Origin of the sequence: Pseudomonas sp. W15Feb34, assembly GCF_023127765.1 — a bacterium.
Taxonomy (GTDB): Bacteria; Pseudomonadota; Gammaproteobacteria; order Pseudomonadales; family Pseudomonadaceae; genus Aquipseudomonas; species Aquipseudomonas synxantha_A.
In genome coordinates this window covers 348554-366724 of sequence record NZ_SPKN01000044.1, presented here as the reverse complement: position 1 = coordinate 366724, position 18171 = coordinate 348554, and the positions used below count along the sequence as shown (strand labels likewise).

The window sequence follows — 18171 nt, the reverse complement described above, 5'->3', positions numbered from 1 at the left end:
TCACCTCTGACGACGGTGCTGTTGGATCAAGTCGATGCGGGTGGCCGTTCCCATGGAGTCGCGCTGCCCGTTCACACTGGTGCCGATGGAGCCGTTGTGCAAGGCAACGATCTCGCCCGTATCAACGCTGATCAGCGGTGAGCCGGAAGTGCCGGGCTTCTTGAAGGCATCATGGTAGACCGTGCCCTGATTACGGCTGTCCTGGTCGTATCCCTTGAGTGTGGTGGGTTGGCCCTTGGTATTTAGAAATGAAATGCCGAGGGCCTCTTGCCCATGGTTGGGCATAAAGACTTTCTGCCCAGGCGATACCTGGGGGCCGGAGGCCAGCTTCAGGGGCGGGAACTGCTCGGCCAAGGCTTTTTTCTCGCCTGCGGGCAAGTCGACACGCAGCTCGGCATAGTCCAACCGGGCGTCGCCACTGAGTGGCGTGGGGTCCAGCGGCACTTTGCGCTCTACCTTCATCCGGCCGCTGCTGTCTTGTTCATACCCCAGCCACAGTTCGAGCTTGCTGCCTTTGGCCAGCGCGTCGCGCACATGTTGGTTGGTCAGTACGCTGTTGCCATCATTGATCAGCGAGCCGGTACCCAACGAACGGGTATGCACCCGTTCATAGCCCCATGAGTCCCGTGTGACCGTCACTTCGCGGATACTGCCCACGGCCCTGGCCGCGGTATGCATCGGCGTGCCCTTAAGGGATGCGTTGGCGTAGTTCTGCAAGGAGAACGGCGCTTGTTGTGGGGCGAGCATTGGCTCGGGGCGGGGCTTGTACGGTGCTGTCTGCGCTGGCGTCGGCGGTTGCGGCGTAACTCGGGCGGGTGGGGTTGGCACACGGTTCGGCTGGGAAGCTCGGCTGATCACGTCGTCTGGCTTGATTGGCCCTTGGCTCTTGATATACAGGTCGGCTTGGCCCGAGCCGTCCAGGTCAATCGCCAGGCTGTGCTGGCGCGTGTTCGGCTCATAACCAAGCAACGCCTCGCCCGGCCGGCTGCTGAAGCGGCGCACAAACTGCAGGTCCTTGATACCCGCGGCCTGCAGCGCGGCAGCCACATCGATCTTGTCCTGCCCGCTGGTGAAATCGGTGATCAGGTCGGGGCGTTGCGCGGTCGACTCGCTGGCGTTGTTATACACAAAGGTATCCTTGCCCGGCCCGCCGGTAAGGGTGTCCTGGCCCAGGCCACCGGTCAGGCGGTTATCGGCGTGGTTGCCGATGAGTCGATCAGCACCCGTGCCGCCGATGGCATTTTCCAGCGTCACGCCTTTGGCAATGGAGACGTTGCCTTTCATGCCGCCCACATCGGAGAAGTGTTCAGCCTTCAGGTTGATGGTCTGGTCCTGATGAAACCGCGAGAAATCCAGGGTGTCGTTGCCGCCCCCATCCCACACGCTGAACACGGGCGCGTCGTCCGCTGAGTTGAGGCTGAGGAAGTCACGCCCGGTATTGGAGTTGAAGCCGTAGACCGTGTCGGTGTCGCGGGTTTTGTAATTGGCACCGTAGAGCTTTTGGATGGCGGTGATGTCGTCCATCAGCGGCGCGCTGGCATAGTGAGTTTGGCGGTTTTTGTTGTGATCATGGCCCAGATGACCTGCCCACCAGTAACTCATCAGGCTGTAGGCGCGGTTGTCCTCGGCGTAGCGGGCGTTTTCAGCGTAGCTGCCGCCATTGTTGTATTTGCCGGGATGCATGAGGCCCAGGGTGTGGCCGATCTCATGGGCCAGCAGGTACCGGCTGAAACTACCGTGAGTGAAGGGTCGATTCATGCCGTCTGACGCGAACCAGGCTTGGGTGCCATCGCTGTAGATGCCCGGATAAGACGCATGGCCCGACAGGCCGGTCTGGTTCGGGTCATTACCCAGTAACAGCTGCCCATTGGCCTCGGGTGCATTCTCAGTGAAGGAGATATTGGCGACATCCGCCCAAGACTGCATGGCGCGCCTGGCCTGCTCTTTTTGCGACGGTGAGAACTCGTTAGCGCCGGTGGGTGTGCTGTAGGTGGCTTGTGAAGGTGTGAAAAAACGATAGCCGATAGGTGTGGTGCCGTCTGGGTTCTGCACTTTCCAACGATAGCCCGTTCGAGTGATTTGCTCTGCCGCTTGCTCGGTGGCGTAGGACAGCTTGTCTGAAGCGGCCCCGGCATAGCTCGGGCGTTCGGCGAATGAGGGCGGCTCATAGCGGTGTGTTAGGTTATTTTTTACGGAGTTCATCGCGATTTCTCTGATGTAAAAAGGCTCCAAAGACGTCAAGAAACAGGCTGTTCTGACAGGGAGGCGAACTCTCGATATGTGGCTGGTGGTAATGGCAGGTTCACCCGGTTGTGTCTCGAAGTGTGACGCAGCAATTGGGCGAAGAAATATCCGTGGTTAACCCGTACCGGTGCAGCCTCACGTCTGATCTGTTGAACGGCTCATTCACTCACGAGGTTCAGCCCATGTCCCGCTCTGTGCTCTTGCTGCGTCCTGCTGCCCAAGGCTTTGCCGTCACCCTGCTGGTGGCGCTGGCTGGGTGTGGGCTGTCATCGTCCCCCGACGTCGCCAAGCCGATTGAACCCGCGCCTCTCGCCGAACTTCACAGCGCGCCGATCCAGAATGCAGTGGTCAAGCGAATGGCGATGCCGGCACCGATGGCGGTGCGAGAAATGGCGACGATGGACTACCGCAGCGAACCCCGCGAGCAATACGCCAACCTGCCGGATAACCCGGTGCATCGCGTCGCCGAAACCCCGGTCTCCACCTTCAGCGCCGACGTCGACACTGGCAGCTATGCCAACGTCAGGCGCTTCCTCAATCAAGGTCGCCTGCCGCCCGAAGACGCCGTGCGATTGGAGGAAATGGTCAATTACTTCCCGTACAACTACGCACTGCCCACCGATGGGTCCCCATTTGGCGTCACCACCGAGCTCGCCGCCACGCCCTGGAACCCGCGTACAAAACTGCTGCGCATCGGTATCAAGGCCTCCGATAAAGCCGTGGCAGAATTGGCGCCCGCCAACCTGGTCTTCCTGGTGGACGTGTCCGGCTCCATGGACCGCCGCGAAGGCTTACCGTTGGTCAAAAGCACGTTGAAGTTACTGGTCGATCAACTGCGCGATCAGGACCGCGTGTCACTGGTGGTGTACGCCGGTGAATCCCGCGTGGTGCTCAAGCCCACCTCGGGCGCTGAAAAAGCCAAGATCCGCAACGCCATCGACCAACTCACCGCCGGTGGCTCCACCGCAGGCGCGTCCGGCATCGAACTGGCCTACCAGATGGCCCGCGAAGGTTTTATCGACAAGGGTATCAACCGCATCCTGCTGGCCACCGATGGCGACTTCAACGTGGGCATCAGCGACTTTGACAGCCTCAAGCAAATGGCGGTGACCCAGCGCAAAAGCGGCGTATCCCTGACCACCCTCGGCTTCGGTGTGGATAACTACAACGAACACCTGATGGAACAACTGGCCGATGCGGGCGATGGCAACTACGCCTACATCGACAACCTGCGTGAAGCGCGCAAGGTGCTGGTGGAGCAACTCAGCTCGACCCTGGCGGTGGTGGCACGGGATGTGAAATTGCAGATGGAATTCAACCCCGCCCAGGTCAGCGAATACCGACTGCTGGGCTATGAAAACCGCGCCTTGAAGCGTGAGGATTTCAACAACGACAAGGTCGATGCCGGCGAAATCGGCGCAGGCCATACAGTGACCGCGCTGTACGAAATCGTGCCCAAGGGCGAGAAGGGTTGGCTGGAGCCGTTGCGATATGCCAATGCACCGACGGCCGAAGGCAAATCCGCCGAGCTGGCGATGCTACGGGTGCGCTACAAGCCCGCTGCGGGCGGCAAGAGCCAATTGATCGAGCGCCCTATCGCCAACCAGGCCACCCCGGCCAGCGACGACCTGCGCTTCTCCTCAGCCGTTGCCGCGTTCGCCCAACAGCTCAAGGGTGATGGCCGCTACACTGGCAACATGAGTTTGCAAGATACCGCCAAACTTGCCCGCTCGGCCCGCGGCGATGACCCGTTCGGCCTGCGCAACGAATTCGTGCAACTGGTGGAACTGGCCCAAAGCCTCAAACCCTGATCTGGCCCACAACGATGTTCAAATGTGGGAGGGGGCTTGCTCCCGATGGCGGTGTGTCAGTATCCGATGTGCTGTATGACCCACTGCTATCGGGAGCAAGCCCCCTCCCACAGTAATCCTGCTTCGGCTGACAAAAAGGAGTTCGCCCATTACATGGCCGTCCCAGACGATCCACCCAGCGACGAATCGCTGTTGGCCCGCTACCGAACCGGCGACGCTGGCGCATTTGAAGCCCTCTACACGCGCCACCGCCAGGGCCTGTACCGCTTCCTCGTGTCCCTGTGCAACAAAGCCGAACTGGCTGAAGAAATCTACCAGGACACCTGGCTCAGCCTGATCCGCAGCACCACCCAGCCACAAGGCCGGGCGAGTTTTCGTACCTGGCTGTTCCAGATCGCCCGCAACCGCCTGATCGACCACTGGCGCAAGCACGGCATCCACAACCCCCTGCACGACAGCTACGACGAACAGCTGCACGCCCAACCCGACGACAGCGCCGGCCCCGAGCAACAACTGAGCCTGAGCCGCGACCAGGCGCGCCTCGACGCCGCCCTGCAAGAACTGCCCGAAGACCAGCGCGAGGTGTTTTTGTTACGCCTGCATGGCGACCTCGAAGTGCCGCAAATCGCCACCCTCACCGGCGCCCCGCTGGAAACCGTAAAAAGCCGCTTGCGCTACGCCCTACAAAAATTGCGGCGCCTGCTGGCCGAGGAGGTACCTGTATGACTGACCCCCGACATACCCCGGACGACGCGCTGCTCCAGCACTACCGTCAACACAGCACGGGCGAACCGCCCGCGTCCCTCGACGCCTTCATTCTCAACGCTGCGCGCCGCGAAGCGCCGGTGCCGCAACCCAGCCTGTGGCAACGCTGGCTGCAAGCCTGCCAACGCCCGCGCTGGCAAATGGCATTCGCCACCGTCGCCGGGTTGGCGCTGATGATCGGCGTGGTCATGCGCTCCCCCGTGCCGCAGCCCGAAATCTCAACCGCGACATTCTCCGCCCTGCGCCACGAAGATGCCGCCCACCCAGCGCCGCAAGCGTTTTCCGCCCCAGCGCCAATGGCCCGCATGGCGATGGCGCCACGGGTTGAAAGTGCTCCAGCCCAGGCTGAAATCGCTGACGTAATGGCGGCCCCGCCAGCGGAAAGACTCAGCAAGGCGGCGCCGAGTGCGTTGCCATCGTTGGAGCAGGAGTTGCAGGCCATCGTGAAGCTGCGTGAGGCGGGGGAGAGCAAGGCGGCTGATGAAAAGCTGTTGGCGCTGCATAAGCGCTTTCCGAAGGAGGATCTGCCGGCGCGGTTGGAGGTGTTGCAGAAGCGCTGAATCAGCACGCACAAAAAAGCCCTGGGTCTCACGACCTGGGGCTTTTCCATTTCATATCTGGTGCCCCGGCGTCGTTTGAACTGGTCAGCAAAAGGCCCGCATTCATTGGGTGTGCTTGGTGGTTCTTCGGTTAGGCATACACGTGGGCATACACGGCGCTTCCTTCTGCCCTCTTTTTCGAGGTATCCCCGTAGGGTAAAGCAATACCAAATGTTGGCTGATGTGTTGCCATCCAGCAGAGTAGTTACTTCTTGGTTCGACCTTCTGCCGCCAGTGAGGCGAGCCCAAGGGTGATGAATCCTGCATTTCCATCCAGGGTATCCAGTGCCCCTCGAATGTTCTGTGCCACTTCTGTAGATCCTCTTTGCTCAACCCAGTTTGACAGCTCCTCGATAGCTGCCCCCAGCGCCAGCTGGTTTTCATTCATGCGCTTAAGCAATGATGCGAGCAATGAGACATCTTCCATGAGTGTTCTCCAAGGGATGGGATCGTTTGAACTTGGCTCAGAATCATCAGCAATGATTGGCTTACGTCAGGTTCTGGAGATGGGAATACAGCAGGGGGATACACGCCGAAATACCTGCGGTAACGCATCCCCGAACTGTATTACTCAATCACTATTTTCTGAGCTTGTCGTACTCATCGTCCCCAATCACTGGCGCTGTCGGTGATTCGGATTTGATTAGGCTGACAGAGTCTTCGCAGTCAACGAGGTTGTTATATCCCTCGGAGCTTACGGCGATGATCTTTCCGTTCTTAGCTGTGAACCTCCACCGCCACTCGCCAGCCGTGTCTTTATAAATCTTGAAGTACGATACGCGACTCATGATCCTTTCCTTCTTCTATAGGTGAAAGCGAGCACTGATCCAGTGTTTGTATTAGCACTCCCTCATTAGCGTCCGTGCAGTTCCCACAGCAAAAGGGATACGCTCAACGGCGCCGATTCGACACTACCGGTTCCCTTGCCCACATGTCCATGAACCGAACGAGGATGACGGTAGAGATGGGGCGAGTGGAGCGCTGCCCTGAAACGACGAAAACTGCTGGGGCCCCTGGCTATTTGTGCGTCACACGGGGCATGAAACCCGCGGGATCGAGTTAGTGGGAGGTGCCGGAAGTTACTGAAATTTCAATCGTTGAAATTGAAAGGATCTTGAAGAAACAGGGCCATCGTTACAGCTTCGGTAAAGGTGGCTGTATTTGTTGCGGATAGTGAACACCTGCATGGCGTCAACATGTTGATGGGTGTCAACCACGTCAACCTGTCAACCAACTTAAAAAATCCAGCCGCTAACACGAACGCGCGGGTTCTTTGCCCCGTGTCTATCCGAATGCCCAGGGTCCCCAGCGGCTTTCCGACTCATAGGGCATATGCACCGGTGAACAGCAGTTCACCCGGTTCACCTGCTCACTAAGCTGGGTACCTTTCCGCTGACACGATCACGCGGGTTTCCTACCCCGTATCTTCAAGAATGCGCGAGGGTCCCCACTATCGAACCAAAGCCAAGAGCATGATCGATCTCGCTTCGCTGGAGGAGCAATACTAATGGGGCTAGGGGGATACTCTAACAAACCGTGTTACGGGTGTTACGCGTGTTACATTATTATTTAACTGTATGATTTTAAATGATTTATATTGCGTTACACAGCTTCGACTGGTTTGCCGATATACGTGTTACATCGCAAATAGGTGTTACAACAATGGTGCTCTGGAGCAGCAGTTTGTGATGATTGAGGCGGGAGGTCATTGACCTAGGGGCTTTCGCCTATAAGGGCAGCTACCGGCCATAAGGGGCTATTCGATGCGAACCGCATTTGGCTCTCGTAGGCTATTATTTTTTTTGATGCATGCTGACCTTATGGCGAATTGACATAGGGGACATGGAATGCACTAATCGTTGACACCTATTCAAACCCAGCTAGAAGCTTTGATTGCACAGATAGGGGGCAAGATGGTATCTGGTGAAGTGCAGATGCAAGCGATACCTGATCGCATGCCTAACAAGCAATGTTGGATGCTGTTCAAGGTGGCTAATCTAGATCGACTACAGGCGCTGCAACGTGGTCTGCTTTACATGAATAGCGTCGACTATTTCGCGAAGCTTGAAGGTGAAGCCTGCGCTGCACTTCGAAGGGACGAGCTTGAAAATGTGTACCTTAAGCTCAGCTCTGGCATGAGGGATGGGGTAGTGAGCGAGCTCGCACTTCAGGTTGAAGGTCACGACGAAATCGTATTGAACCCTGAGACAATCATGACCCTGAATTTACCTCGACCTGAAACCGTCATGGTGTACTGCCTAGGTTCTGTATCAGCCGGACATGACGGTCAGATTTGGGGACTCGACAACGGAATGCTGCAATTCAGTGAACGTTTCCGAGAGTTTGGTACCCATGTCCTTCGTATTACGAACCATGCAGAGTTTTCTAGAAGGCTTTCACAAGCCATCGCGACACACCCTCTCCTTTATAATTCTCCCTTCTTTGAAGGTGGCTACGGCCAGGTCGATTACGTAGATTTCAGCGACTACAGCGGCCCGATAGGATTGTTTCGCAAACCCATTGAGTATGCTTGGCAACGAGAGTACAGACTATGCTTTGGCGCTGAACCTGAGGCTCTAAATGATCGAGGGGCGTTAGAGCTAAATATTGGAGACCTATCGGACATCACTCAGATCACAACGGTAGAGAGTTTCACGTCGAACCCGATAAAAATCATTGAAAGGAACTACAGGATAGTCGACGGCAAGCCTGTGCAAGTTCCTAGCTAAACTTACGTTTCAGACCGGCTACGTGTAAATAAAGAGCGTAAATAGTCCACGTAAAAAAATAAAAAAGCGAAGCCAAATCAATGGCTTCGCTTCAGATGTTGTCAATTCTTAGCTAGCTGTTTTTCAGAACTGTATATCATCGTCGAAGGTGGCTGTAACTTTCGGGAGAGGCAAAGCGCTCTTTGGTAATGGCAGATTCGTAACAATGAAAAGATTGAGTATGTCGTCTCGGTCCATAAACATGATCTGAGAGCGCTTCGTGGCATCTAGCTTGTTGCCTATCCAGTTTCTTGCCTGTTTTGTTATCTCGCCGCCCGCGACGATGAATGCGTGGTCAACCAAGACTCGGCGATTCAGTTCCGAATCGAAAATCTCGTGGCCAAGCATCATGTTCACCTGATTGTGAATCTCGGCGACATTCGATGAACCAGGTCTTCCTACGCCCGCTGAGTCTAGCTTGCCCTTTTTTGCTTGGATGCCGAAGTAGAGGACATGGAGAGTCGGCAGGGTGTATTTCATCCACACGTCCTTGCCATATTCCAACGCCTTATCTTTGTGACCCGTTACGGTTACGCGATGAAACCCAAGCTGACGGAATAACGGCAGCAGCACCTCCTCGATCAGCTCATCTTCAGAGCACTTGTCGAGGTATGTGGTGAGTAGCTCTCGGCGTTCCATCTCCGCTGGTGTAAGCGGCCGATGCGGGTTCGCCATCTGCGCAATGGTGTTAGTGGCATTGTGGCGCAACTGGCCGAGGCCGTGCTCGTCGAAGAACGCTTCCCAACCTTCGCGCACCAGCACAGCGTTAAGCGCGGCAAGCGCTCTGCTCCTGTCCGGATCGCCCTCCTGCGCGTCGCCCTTGTCGAGAGTTGCACGGATGATCCGAATGAAAGCATCAGGTGGAACCGAAGGACTGGCATGCGGGAGAGCCAACACCTCCTCCAGTCTGCTTGCAACCCATGCCCAGCGGGTTGAACCGTCGTGGGTGTAATCTAAGTCACAATCTTGAAAGAACTCAGTGATGTAACTGCTTGAACGATACCGAAAGTGCTCAGAGTCGCCACAAACAATGTGGGCGAGTTCTCTTAGATTCCTGCTCTTCCATTTCATTTGCGTTCCTAGATTAGGCGGAGTGAGGCTGAAGCACAGCAGACATAAGACAGTCAGCAGATAATGATCGCCAGATGTGGGTAGATAGCTGCCGCTGACAATATAGGGTCGTCAGCTTTTTCAGTGATCGATTGAGCATAGCTTCCCATCGGCCCCTCGCTTTGCTGGCACGAAAGGCTCCCAAGCCTGGCCGTTATCGCAATTTCTAAGGCGCTACACCGTTTAGTGTAGTGCTTCTACCAACCTTCTCCGTGCGGACTCAGACGCGACCCCGTTCAGGATTCAGGACCACGCGCAAATCGGGTACCCGAAGCACGCCATAGGGTTACTCGAAGACCTGCAGGGTTTTCGAGCAAACCTTGGTTTTTATTTGGGTCACTTAGGCAGAGTGTCGGTACAACTATTCAGGATCCGATATTTCCAGTTCAAATTTGTTTCCGACGTTCGCAAAAATAGTACTTCCATTTTTCGACCGCCACAACATTAGACGAAGTCCGCGACCTGACCTGGTTAAGTGCGTTCTGTATCCAATATAGCTACCAAAAACTCTTGGTTCTTCAGAGTTTATGGTCGTTGTAAATATACTCACGGCAGACTTCGCAGATCCAGCCAGAATGTGTGAAATTGAATCTAGTAATACTGAGCCAAATCTATCCCCTGGCATACATTGATTTCGAACCAGTGAAGCTAAAAAATCCGGAGATATATTAAAGTCATCCCAGTGCAATAGGCTGGCATCACCTCCAGACTTATAAATCAGAGCCATAGCGCCAGCATAAAATGCACACTTAAAATCACCAGTAGAGCGAGCATTGTCAAATAAATCACTAGCAGTACTATCGGCGATGAAATCAGAGTATTTAAAATAAACGGGTAGTTTGTTCAGGAACTCAGCTGGCAGGTTCTGTTGAACTTCTGGATAGACCTCGTTCACGACTCCGGAAATAGAAACTTCTTTAGCGGCGCCTGACTCTTCACAAAAGGAAAGGACTGAGTAATCTCGTTTCTCGAAAAAGCAACTTAATGATAAGGTTTCAAAAAAGCCAAATAGTTTTTCCAATCGCGGCCCCGAAAAATTTGCAAATGGTGTCATCACAACTTTGTCTTGCCACTCAGCCAGCCGTTCTGGCTCCACGGTGGAAATACAAGCTGTTTTTTCCAATATTCGGTTTACCATTCTGACTACATCATCAGGGCCATACGGGCAATCTTCTAGCTTTGATAGTTTTTCTTTGAATAATTTTGTGCTCGGATAGTAACCCTCTTCCTGCATTGCCCACAGTATTTCTTGCTCAAGAAATGGAGGTGCAGACAGGTTCGTCACTTGGTCAGCGAGCATTCTTAGTTCATCAATTGACTCTATAACGTCGTCAGTTTGAGCAAAAGCCGGAGCTAGTAGAAACTCAAAATTAATTACTGCTCGCATGACGACTCTTCTCCATTCGTTTCTTTCTTGCGCCCTCTATCAATATGTTTTCTACTTCGCGATCAGTTTGATCAAAGAAGTCCTCGGGCCAGTTTACGATGGAGCCATACTTATTTAGGGAGATTTGCTCATATACAGACGTTCCATTTTTTTTGTTGATAAAAAATACGGCCGAATTTTCGATCTTTTTAACTTCGTCGTCCTGGGCAATCCTTAGTCGAAGTCTATTTATCAAATATTCACTATGTGTCTCAATGATGCATTGCCGCTGATCTGCGGCCATAGTAAGGAACAGGTCGCACAATCTTGATTGGACTTTTGGATGTAGGTGAAGCTCTGGCTGTTCAAATATTAATATGTCATTAATGGTTGATAGTAAAAACATCAGCACAATAGGCAATACTTGACTGACCCCCACCCCTACGTGAGTTAGGTCTTGCCATTGCTCACCTTGGGCCGTCTTCACAAAAAGCTCGTAGCCGAACTTGCCTTTATCTCTTGTGTGGAAATCCTCAATTACACCTAGGTAAGATAGCCATTCCTGACATGCCTCTTTCAAAGTGCCGGATTTTTGAATGGACTTGAATTCACCGCCAACTGCTAATGGCGAACTATACTCGATGACTCTATCTTTATTAATGTGGAGAACCGCAGCTGTGAACTCACCTTTCAGTCCCACTGTGTATGTATCTATATGACCTAGGGACGCATACACTGCTTGCGGTTCATTTCTAAGAGGCCCAAGATACTTCACAGAGGTTGAGAAGTAGTAATTCAACATTTCGCCAGCAATAGAAAAAATTCTCGAGGTGTAGTTTTCTTCTTTGAAGATCTTCTTTGATCCTTGATACCATGCTTCCTGGAATTCAGATCTGTACTTATCTAGTAAGTCGACTAGATTTTTTCTACGCTTTATGTCAAGTGTTTGTACAAATAGCTTCCAGTCTGAAAGCTCGACCTCTTCGTCAAAAAAGAGCCCATCCTGTATATCGTCAGGCTGCAATGCAAATGTTGCATTAACAAAATGTTTTTTGATTGTAGAATTTGGCAAATGTTTGAGTTGGTCATCTCGTTGAAAAGCTTCCAGGATTTCTAATGGCACATCAGTCGTAGAGATTAAATTTTCGCGTTCTCTATTGATTATTTCTTTAAGCTTTTCGAAAATAAGCTTTGGAAGTTTTATCTCCGACTCTTCAAGGTGGGATTCTCGGAATTTTTTTCTACCAGGACCTTCCCCGATGATCATACTAACAATGTTAGCGCTAAGTTTTTTTGTGTAATCATATTTGATTTTGAATGCTCGCGGGACGATACCTTTCTTAAAGGCACCAAGCATCTTAAATCCAGGGTACTCAGCCCTTGTTTTATCTATATCTGAGAAACCAAAAGCATCGACTATATAAAGCGATCCATCATCATCTGCTATCTCTTGTTCAGTTGACGGCTGTCGAAAATGGACATAGTCGATTACTTCTCCTTCTTCGCCGCTACTTAGTAGTTCGTATTTTGCACTTAAAACGATTGGGTGGAAGTCGTCTTCGGCTTTTGACTTGTTCTTTTGTTTTCTGCCAAAAACCAATTCACACGAAACTTTTTTTATATTGCTTCTGAAAGAGCTATCGCTCGTAAAAGGAATGGAGAACTTAATTGTAATGTTTTCTGAGTCTGAAAGATGCTTTTTAATATCATGAAAAGAGCCTAGGCGAACCATATGCCCATTTAGCACAACAGAGTCATGCTGGTGGCGCCGCGCAAATGTTTGGCAAAGCATTAATATAGCTTGAATAAGAGAGCTCTTGCCGCTACTGTTTGAACCGCACAAAATTGAGCAGTTTTTCAGTGCGATTGGCGCGCTCATATCTATAGATTTAAAATTACTTAGAAACAAGTCTTCGAGCATGCAAATCCCTCCGCAATCTGAGATTCACCGGTTGTGAACGGCTGCCGGTGCATTCTGAGCTAGTACGGTATACAAAACTTCATCGCAACGTCTAGATATTTCGTGGCTAAGTGCTATCTGCCATGCGCTTGAATGGCCCCAAAGACGACGACGAGCGTTTAAAGCTCAATTTCGATTCACCGATCTCAAACAGAAATGCTCGATGGAGATGGAGAATGGGTTTCTCAATTCCACCTAGTGTTGCAGTAAAAGATGCCTATTCCACGGTGACCCTAGCCCGCGACACGATGAACTACATCGCGTTGAAAGAGATCGCGTTGCAGAATGCGCTGGCCTCGAGTGATATCAAGATAGACGATGCGCCAGGCAAGCTGGAGGAACTGATGTCGTACATGGACAACATCGATTTTTGGCTCAACATCGTAACACCGTAATGAAAATCCAATCACGTCGCCGGCAGCTATGGGACAGCCCCTTCCGCCCTGGAAGACGGCAGCGTACGAAAGTGCTGCCATCAATCCAAAAAGCTCAGTTGACCTTCTAATATTTCGATTTGCTCGGACGTCCGCTATTGGCCGATTGTGTTGAAAAAGTCGGCTTGCCCAAAACGCTCGAATACTGATGGGGGAAAAGACCTCTTTTGCACGCTGCTACGTGAAATCCGAGGTCCGAACCTACTGCCAAAAATTCAGATTTCAATCTCAGGCGCGTACTTTTCTGCCGTGGAATTCGAAGTTGACTTTTTCAACAGAATCGGCCGAAAGCGGTCATAAGCCCACAGCCGCCACAGATCAGAAGCCGAAAATCTGAAGCCTTGCTTGTAATTGGAGGATCTAACGACGCGGAAGCTGCTTAAGCTTCCGCTTCTTCATCAACCGCTCTTTCTTTTGAGCTGGAGGTCTATGAAATCAAGCTCTGCCTTGATTGCATCAATCGTGAGCGTCTCAACCTTGGTGTCTTTGTTTGCTCTTGCGTTGAGCTTTTTCACTCCAGCCATGCCGACAATTATCCCGTTCAAATGCAGCTTTCGGGCCTTTAGGTAGTCAGGCATCTGAGCACTGTTCTGTAGTGTTTTGTTCATTGTTAAACCGATGGTAGGCCCGAATCAACCGGCCCTCGCCGGTTGCTTCGGGGAAGGTTTGAGTTAGGCCGCCAACAGGTCAAGCAGGCTGTGTTGGTGTGAGCGAGCCGCGAGTTCTCGCCAGGTCCAGCTTCCAAAGTGCTCGCCCAGTTCAGGGATATCCAGCTTCATCAGTGCAACCGGGTCACGACTAATCAGGTTGCGTGCGGCCCACAGCTTGCCGCCGGTCTCCAGCAGTGTTTTGGCGGCCTCATTCCACTGTTCTTCCAGCACAGTGTTCGCCAGGTGAGCCGCTTTATTCTCGATCTCGGTGCGTTCCTTTTGTGCCTCTGTGATATGCAGATCAATCGTCACCAGCTCCTGCTCCAGTGCGGTGATGAGCAGTTGTTGGCGGCGGTGATGCTCAGCCGCAGCCGTGAGGTTTTTTGCTGCCTTTTGAGCTTCTGCGTTAGCCGCTTTTTCGCCCTCTACATCGCCCCAGGCGACAGCCTGTGCATAAGCGGTGGCCGCGTCCGTTTCAGCTTGTCGAGCTTTTGCCATGTCTTCCTGATCGCTCTGGCGGACCTGCTGCAACCGGGTCTCGATGCTGCTGCGCTTTTCGTTGAGTTCCATCTCGTCGGCTTTCCAGTTCGCCATATCGCTGAGATATCCCGCAGCCAAGCTCTCACGGTTTGCCAATCTCTCAAGGCGATGAATCTTTTGATTCAGGTTGCTGATCTCCAGATTTCGCGAGTCGATGCGTCTTTTGTGATCGTTGATTTCATCCTGCACGGCTCGTTGACGGCCCTGCTGGATAACCTCCGGGCTTTCCAGCGCCTCTTCGAAGGGAGCCAGGTCACCCTGAATGCTCTCCACTTCGAGGGTCAGTTTGTCGCGGCGGTCTTTCAGTTCTTGGATAGTATTCATCTGTATTGTCTCTGGGTATTGCGGTTGATAGGGATGGTTGTCGAACGGCTGGCGAGGCCGGTAATGAGCCGGCGCTACCTCGATCAGCAGGCATGCCATCAGGCGGCCTTGGCCTCGCTTTCATCCGTTCCAGGAACTGTCTTCACCACATAGCAGCGTTGAGGTCCTAACCCGGGCAGGCGAATCAAGCTGTACGCCTTGCCGTCGCTTCCCGGTTCGAGTACGCCCCGTTGCAGCAGCTCCTTGTTCACCGCACTGATGTTCATGCCCTTGAAGATTTCGGCCCTCCAGGCTTCAGGCAGCACGTAGTAAGTGTTGGTGGTGTGCAGGGCATCGCCCATGCCATGTTCGAGTGTCTTGCGAAAGCCCAATCGATCAATCGTGCGTGGGCCGTGCTCATCGATCTTGGCGGCTGCAGATTCCCAGCGGGTAAATCTGCTTTCTCCAAAGCGCTCGATGACCTGCCTCAGCCGCGCCAAAATCGCATCGCCCTCGAAATTCCCGGCGCCGCCGCGTTCGGCCAGCCACGCGTGCAGACACACTCGTGCAGCGGTCGTGGCCGTACCATCGGGTCATCCAGTAACGCCGAAGGCGGTGGCTAACTCTCCGGCCGCTGCTGCGAGGCCAAATCGAAGGGCGGCGCGCTGCGCCTGACCACTGGCCGAAACGGGCAGGTTTTGGGTGATGAATTGCTCCACCGTGCGGCGGACGATCACCGACCATCTGAGCATTTCCCCAGGCGCACACAGAGCGTGCAGGAAGGCGGTGAGGGGCGTGCCGTAGTATTTGGCTACACGGGCCTTGAGCGCATCGGAGAGGGCCGCAGCGTCCTCAAAACCATTCAGCACATCGAACATGCCGAGGCCTTTGCTGGCATCCGCAGGCACGGCGAGCATGCGCACCTCCATACCGGCTTTCAGCTCCTTGTTTGCATCCGCCATGTGCTGCGCCAACGTCTTCTCGCCGGTCGAGAGAAACAGCAAACGCCACTCCTGCACCTGTCGGCCCGCTTGTCCTCGATCATTCGCCCGTGCCTTGCCGGTGCCATTGCCGAGCATGTAGACCGTCTCGCCGATAATGCGCGGGTCGCACATGCCGATTTCATCCAGCACCAGGAGGCCGTCTGAGTGCGCAGCGGCGATGGACTCCAAGGCGTTATCTGTCGAGCGCCACGAACGCACCAGACGAGGTCCGCCATAAACCGAGGCAGCGACCTGCAAGTGGGTAGTCTTGCCCCCGGAACTGTCGCCGTAGAGATGGAAGCCGCCCGACTCATGCCCGAGCAGGTTGAGCAGAGGTCCTGCAAAGGCCACAGAGACGACAAACGCCAAGCGATGGTTACCAACGCACAGCGCGCCGATTTGCTGCTGCCACTGCTCCAGAGAGCCCGCCTCGCTGATCGGTGGCAACTGCGCACCTGCCTCATAAAAATGCAGGTGTTCGGCGTGCGAGCCAATCTGTTGTTCGGGCAATAGAAACGCCTTGTCGTGCCAGCCCAAGCGCGTCACCAAGCGTGCTCGCTGGGCGCTGTCGAAGCCGCCGAGATAACTCTGCAGATCATTGCGTGCGTTGCGCCCAGATCGACTTCCGGCAAGGCGCAGGCCCATGTCTACCAAGGGGCCGAGTACGTCTTTGCCGAAGTCGCCGGTCATGGTTCGGGCTGGAATGTTCCAACGTTTTTTAGCGCCGTCCGGGTCATCGAACTCAACCAACAAGCCCCAGTTGTGGCCCTTGTCGTCGCGAGTGCGAGCGATGATTTCGAGAGGCGAACATACGGGGCGTGCCTCGCCATCATCGCCTGAATAAAACACCCCTTCAGGCGTCAGGCGAAAGCCGCCGGGCAACAGGTCATTTTTCGATTTCGCAGGGCGTTTGGCGGGCGCTTTGGCCTTCGATTGTTGAGGTTCAGTGGTCTCAGCAACACTGCCGAAAAGCTCTCCGTTGCGCACCAGCTCGGCGACGTGGTCAGCGGTCCAGCCTTTGGCTAACGCATCCGCTGCATCGTCGCCGTCTGCCCATTTCCCACCCTTGATGAGCGTGGGCTTTCCGCCTTTGCTGCTGGGCTTGAACTTGAATACGTCGAGCGAGATTCGTTGTACCGAAGCGGTGCCCAGCTCAATCAGCTTAAGCTCGATGGCGTCCATGCAGGTCTTGCCGCTGGCATCGTTATCCGGCCACAGTACTACCGTGCGCCCTTTGAGTGGCGTGAGGTCGGCCTTGTGCCAAGAGTTGGAGCCGTTCGGCCAGCAGGTGGCGACGTAGTCGGGCATTAGCTCAGCGGCGGCGTCAGCAGCCTTCTCGCCTTCACACAACACCACGGGCGCATCGGGGCGCTGTGCCAGCTCATCCAGGCGCAGCAGGGGCCGAGGTTCCGGCAAGCCTTGCCAGCGCCATTGGGTGGCTTGCCCATCGGAACGCTTGCACCAGGTCAACGGCGCGAAAACCTTTCGCGGTTTGCCGTCTTCATCTGGACCTAGGTCGAAACGATACAACGCCATGATCGGCCGGCCCTGAGCATCACGATAGATCCATACCTTGGACGGAACACCCTGTTGCCGGTGTTTGGCAGGGCACTTGTTCATGGCCTCGGCCGGGATCGGTTGAATCGCAATCCACTCCGGCGTTGCGCTCTTGGCTGGCGTGCTTTTGGTGGTTGCAGATCCTGCGGAAACGCTGAGCAGATCCGCCAGTTTTTTACAGGCCTCAACGTCCGTGCCGCCGTCGATGTAACGCACCAGGTCGATCAGGTCGCCGCCCTTATCACCGGTGGCAAAGTCCGCCCAAGTGCCCTTGCTCAAACTGACCTTGAGTGAGCCTGCGCGTTTATCGGTGCGTGTGGGGTTTGGTGCGGTGTATTCCTTGCCGCCATCGACGCGTTTGCCGTTCGGCAGCCAGTGCGCAAGTACGCGGTCGATGTTCTTCAGAGCAGCGCTTTTTACGTCGGCAAAGCTGGGGCGTTTTGAGGTCTTGCTGGTGCGCTGAGTCATGGCGCTGTCCTCGTTGCATACAGCGCATCGTTGACGTCATCAATCAGCGCTTTTGCCATTTCGCCCAGGTAGAGAGCGGGCCAACTGAACCGCTCGCCCTCGTTACTCATGGCTGCATCGAGGGTCAGTTGATTGGCGTAGTACTGAAACAGCGATATGGCCTCAAGTGCGTCCTCGATCGGCACGCCTGCATTGACCCTAAACAGCTTTTGAGTACCGCTGGCAACGCATGAGAATTCGGCACGCCCGAGAGTGTTGGCAGTGTTCACAGGGCACCCCCTTTCTGGCTCACTGGCACAGAGGAGGCATCACCGTACATGGTGAGTGTTTTGATCAAGCCCAAGGTCCCGCGCACGTCCCAAATGACGGATGACAGCACGCGGTTGGAAAGCAGGGGTTTATCGCCGTCTAAGTGATCCTCCAATAGCATGAGAACTGAATCGGCACGGTCGAGCGCACAGGTGATGGCGTCGATAGGCAGACCGGCTTCGGCGTCTTGGCTGACGCAGAGTAGATCCTCGGGTAGTGCAAAGCCTGGGAGTATGCTCATTGGGCACCCCCTGCGGCTTCCAAGGCTCGCGCTTTGGACATATGGGCGTTGTAACGGGAGAGA

At 54.3% G+C, this 18171-nt stretch carries 15 protein-coding genes and 1 pseudogene; 5 read left to right on the top strand and 11 right to left on the bottom strand.

Going from position 1 to position 18171, the window contains the following annotated elements; genetic code table 11:
- On the bottom strand, window positions 1-2202 hold the full coding sequence (locus E4O97_RS21650) for a M10 family metallopeptidase C-terminal domain-containing protein (RefSeq protein ID WP_248162215.1): 2202 nt from the start codon (window positions 2200-2202) through the stop codon (window positions 1-3).
- Between the two features lie 224 nt (window positions 2203-2426).
- Here E4O97_RS21650 and E4O97_RS21645 point away from each other — a divergent pair, with 224 nt between their 5' ends.
- The 3 genes from E4O97_RS21645 to E4O97_RS21635 all read left to right on the top strand — a co-directional run bounded on the left by E4O97_RS21645 (window position 2427) and on the right by E4O97_RS21635 (window position 5380).
- Complete coding sequence (locus E4O97_RS21645) at window positions 2427-4055, top strand: VWA domain-containing protein (RefSeq protein WP_248162213.1); 1629 nt, start codon at window positions 2427-2429, stop codon at window positions 4053-4055.
- A gap of 153 nt (window positions 4056-4208) precedes the next feature.
- On the top strand, window positions 4209-4781 hold the full coding sequence (locus E4O97_RS21640; protein WP_032878478.1) for an RNA polymerase sigma factor: 573 nt from the start codon (window positions 4209-4211) through the stop codon (window positions 4779-4781).
- Entirely contained in the window at window positions 4778-5380 is a 603-nt protein-coding gene (locus E4O97_RS21635) for a hypothetical protein (protein ID WP_248162211.1), read from the top strand. The genes E4O97_RS21640 and E4O97_RS21635 overlap by 4 nt, the downstream gene beginning before the upstream one ends.
- A gap of 244 nt (window positions 5381-5624) precedes the next feature.
- Here the strand turns inward: E4O97_RS21635 and E4O97_RS21630 are convergent, their stop codons facing one another.
- Window positions 5625-5846, bottom strand: coding sequence for a hypothetical protein (locus E4O97_RS21630; protein ID WP_248090709.1), 222 nt, complete (start codon window positions 5844-5846; stop codon window positions 5625-5627).
- 151 nt (window positions 5847-5997) lie between these two features.
- On the bottom strand, window positions 5998-6207 hold the full coding sequence (locus E4O97_RS21625) for a DUF1508 domain-containing protein (RefSeq protein ID WP_056847258.1): 210 nt from the start codon (window positions 6205-6207) through the stop codon (window positions 5998-6000).
- 1071 nt (window positions 6208-7278) lie between these two features.
- On the opposite strand from E4O97_RS21625, the gene E4O97_RS21620 reads away from it, so the two are divergent.
- Window positions 7279-8148, top strand: coding sequence for a hypothetical protein (locus tag E4O97_RS21620; RefSeq protein WP_248162209.1), 870 nt, complete (start codon window positions 7279-7281; stop codon window positions 8146-8148).
- Between the two features lie 123 nt (window positions 8149-8271).
- On the opposite strand, the gene E4O97_RS21615 is transcribed toward E4O97_RS21620, so the two are convergent.
- The 3 genes from E4O97_RS21615 to E4O97_RS21605 all read right to left on the bottom strand — a co-directional run bounded on the left by E4O97_RS21615 (window position 8272) and on the right by E4O97_RS21605 (window position 12584).
- The gene (locus E4O97_RS21615; RefSeq protein ID WP_248162208.1) at window positions 8272-9258 is read right to left on the bottom strand and encodes a restriction endonuclease; all 987 of its coding nucleotides are present in this window, start codon (window positions 9256-9258) and stop codon (window positions 8272-8274) included.
- Window positions 9259-9658: 400 nt separating this feature from the next.
- Entirely contained in the window at window positions 9659-10684 is a 1026-nt protein-coding gene (locus E4O97_RS21610; protein WP_248162207.1) for a hypothetical protein, read from the bottom strand.
- The gene (locus tag E4O97_RS21605; protein WP_248162206.1) at window positions 10668-12584 is read right to left on the bottom strand and encodes a DUF3696 domain-containing protein; all 1917 of its coding nucleotides are present in this window, start codon (window positions 12582-12584) and stop codon (window positions 10668-10670) included. The genes E4O97_RS21610 and E4O97_RS21605 overlap by 17 nt, the downstream gene beginning before the upstream one ends.
- Before the next feature lie 122 nt (window positions 12585-12706).
- On the opposite strand from E4O97_RS21605, the gene E4O97_RS21600 reads away from it, so the two are divergent.
- A complete protein-coding gene (locus E4O97_RS21600) occupies window positions 12707-13018 on the top strand; it encodes an alkyl sulfatase C-terminal domain-containing protein (RefSeq protein WP_248162205.1) in 312 nt (103 codons plus the stop codon).
- A 437-nt stretch (window positions 13019-13455) separates the two neighbouring features.
- On the opposite strand, the gene E4O97_RS21595 is transcribed toward E4O97_RS21600, so the two are convergent.
- From E4O97_RS21595 to E4O97_RS21575, 5 genes and pseudogenes are all read right to left on the bottom strand, one after another.
- Complete coding sequence (locus E4O97_RS21595) at window positions 13456-13635, bottom strand: hypothetical protein (protein WP_248162204.1); 180 nt, start codon at window positions 13633-13635, stop codon at window positions 13456-13458.
- A gap of 93 nt (window positions 13636-13728) precedes the next feature.
- Window positions 13729-14571 (bottom strand): chromosome segregation protein SMC, encoded by an 843-nt coding sequence (locus E4O97_RS21590; RefSeq protein WP_348984554.1) that lies wholly within the window; start codon window positions 14569-14571, stop codon window positions 13729-13731.
- Window positions 14572-14669: 98 nt separating this feature from the next.
- A pseudogene (locus tag E4O97_RS21585) lies at window positions 14670-17558 on the bottom strand (DUF927 domain-containing protein).
- A complete protein-coding gene (locus tag E4O97_RS21580) occupies window positions 17555-17827 on the bottom strand; it encodes a DUF3077 domain-containing protein (protein ID WP_017735121.1) in 273 nt (90 codons plus the stop codon). The pseudogene E4O97_RS21585 and the gene E4O97_RS21580 overlap by 4 nt, the downstream one beginning before the upstream one ends.
- Window positions 17824-18108, bottom strand: coding sequence for a hypothetical protein (locus E4O97_RS21575; protein WP_248162200.1), 285 nt, complete (start codon window positions 18106-18108; stop codon window positions 17824-17826). Before E4O97_RS21575 ends, E4O97_RS21580 begins: the two co-directional genes overlap by 4 nt.
- Window positions 18109-18171: the final 63 nt, after the last annotated feature.

Excerpts from the sequence above, each read along its gene's own strand:
- E4O97_RS21630 (WP_248090709.1), bottom strand. The coding sequence starts at position 5,846 with ATGGAAGATGTCTCATTGCTCGCATCATTGCTTAAGCGCATGAATGAA.
- E4O97_RS21625 (WP_056847258.1), bottom strand. The coding sequence starts at position 6,207 with ATGAGTCGCGTATCGTACTTCAAGATTTATAAAGACACGGCTGGCGAG.
- E4O97_RS21640 (WP_032878478.1), top strand. The coding sequence starts at position 4,209 with ATGGCCGTCCCAGACGATCCACCCAGCGACGAATCGCTGTTGGCCCGC.
- E4O97_RS21590 (WP_348984554.1), bottom strand. The coding sequence starts at position 14,571 with ATGAATACTATCCAAGAACTGAAAGACCGCCGCGACAAACTGACCCTC.
- E4O97_RS21575 (WP_248162200.1), bottom strand. The coding sequence starts at position 18,108 with ATGAGCATACTCCCAGGCTTTGCACTACCCGAGGATCTACTCTGCGTC.
- E4O97_RS21645 (WP_248162213.1), top strand. The coding sequence starts at position 2,427 with ATGTCCCGCTCTGTGCTCTTGCTGCGTCCTGCTGCCCAAGGCTTTGCC.
- E4O97_RS21610 (WP_248162207.1), bottom strand. The coding sequence starts at position 10,684 with ATGCGAGCAGTAATTAATTTTGAGTTTCTACTAGCTCCGGCTTTTGCT.
- E4O97_RS21650 (WP_248162215.1), bottom strand. The coding sequence starts at position 2,202 with ATGAACTCCGTAAAAAATAACCTAACACACCGCTATGAGCCGCCCTCA.
- E4O97_RS21595 (WP_248162204.1), bottom strand. The coding sequence starts at position 13,635 with ATGCCTGACTACCTAAAGGCCCGAAAGCTGCATTTGAACGGGATAATT.
- E4O97_RS21605 (WP_248162206.1), bottom strand. The coding sequence starts at position 12,584 with ATGCTCGAAGACTTGTTTCTAAGTAATTTTAAATCTATAGATATGAGC.
- E4O97_RS21635 (WP_248162211.1), top strand. The coding sequence starts at position 4,778 with ATGACTGACCCCCGACATACCCCGGACGACGCGCTGCTCCAGCACTAC.
- E4O97_RS21615 (WP_248162208.1), bottom strand. The coding sequence starts at position 9,258 with ATGAAATGGAAGAGCAGGAATCTAAGAGAACTCGCCCACATTGTTTGT.
- E4O97_RS21600 (WP_248162205.1), top strand. The coding sequence starts at position 12,707 with ATGCGCTTGAATGGCCCCAAAGACGACGACGAGCGTTTAAAGCTCAAT.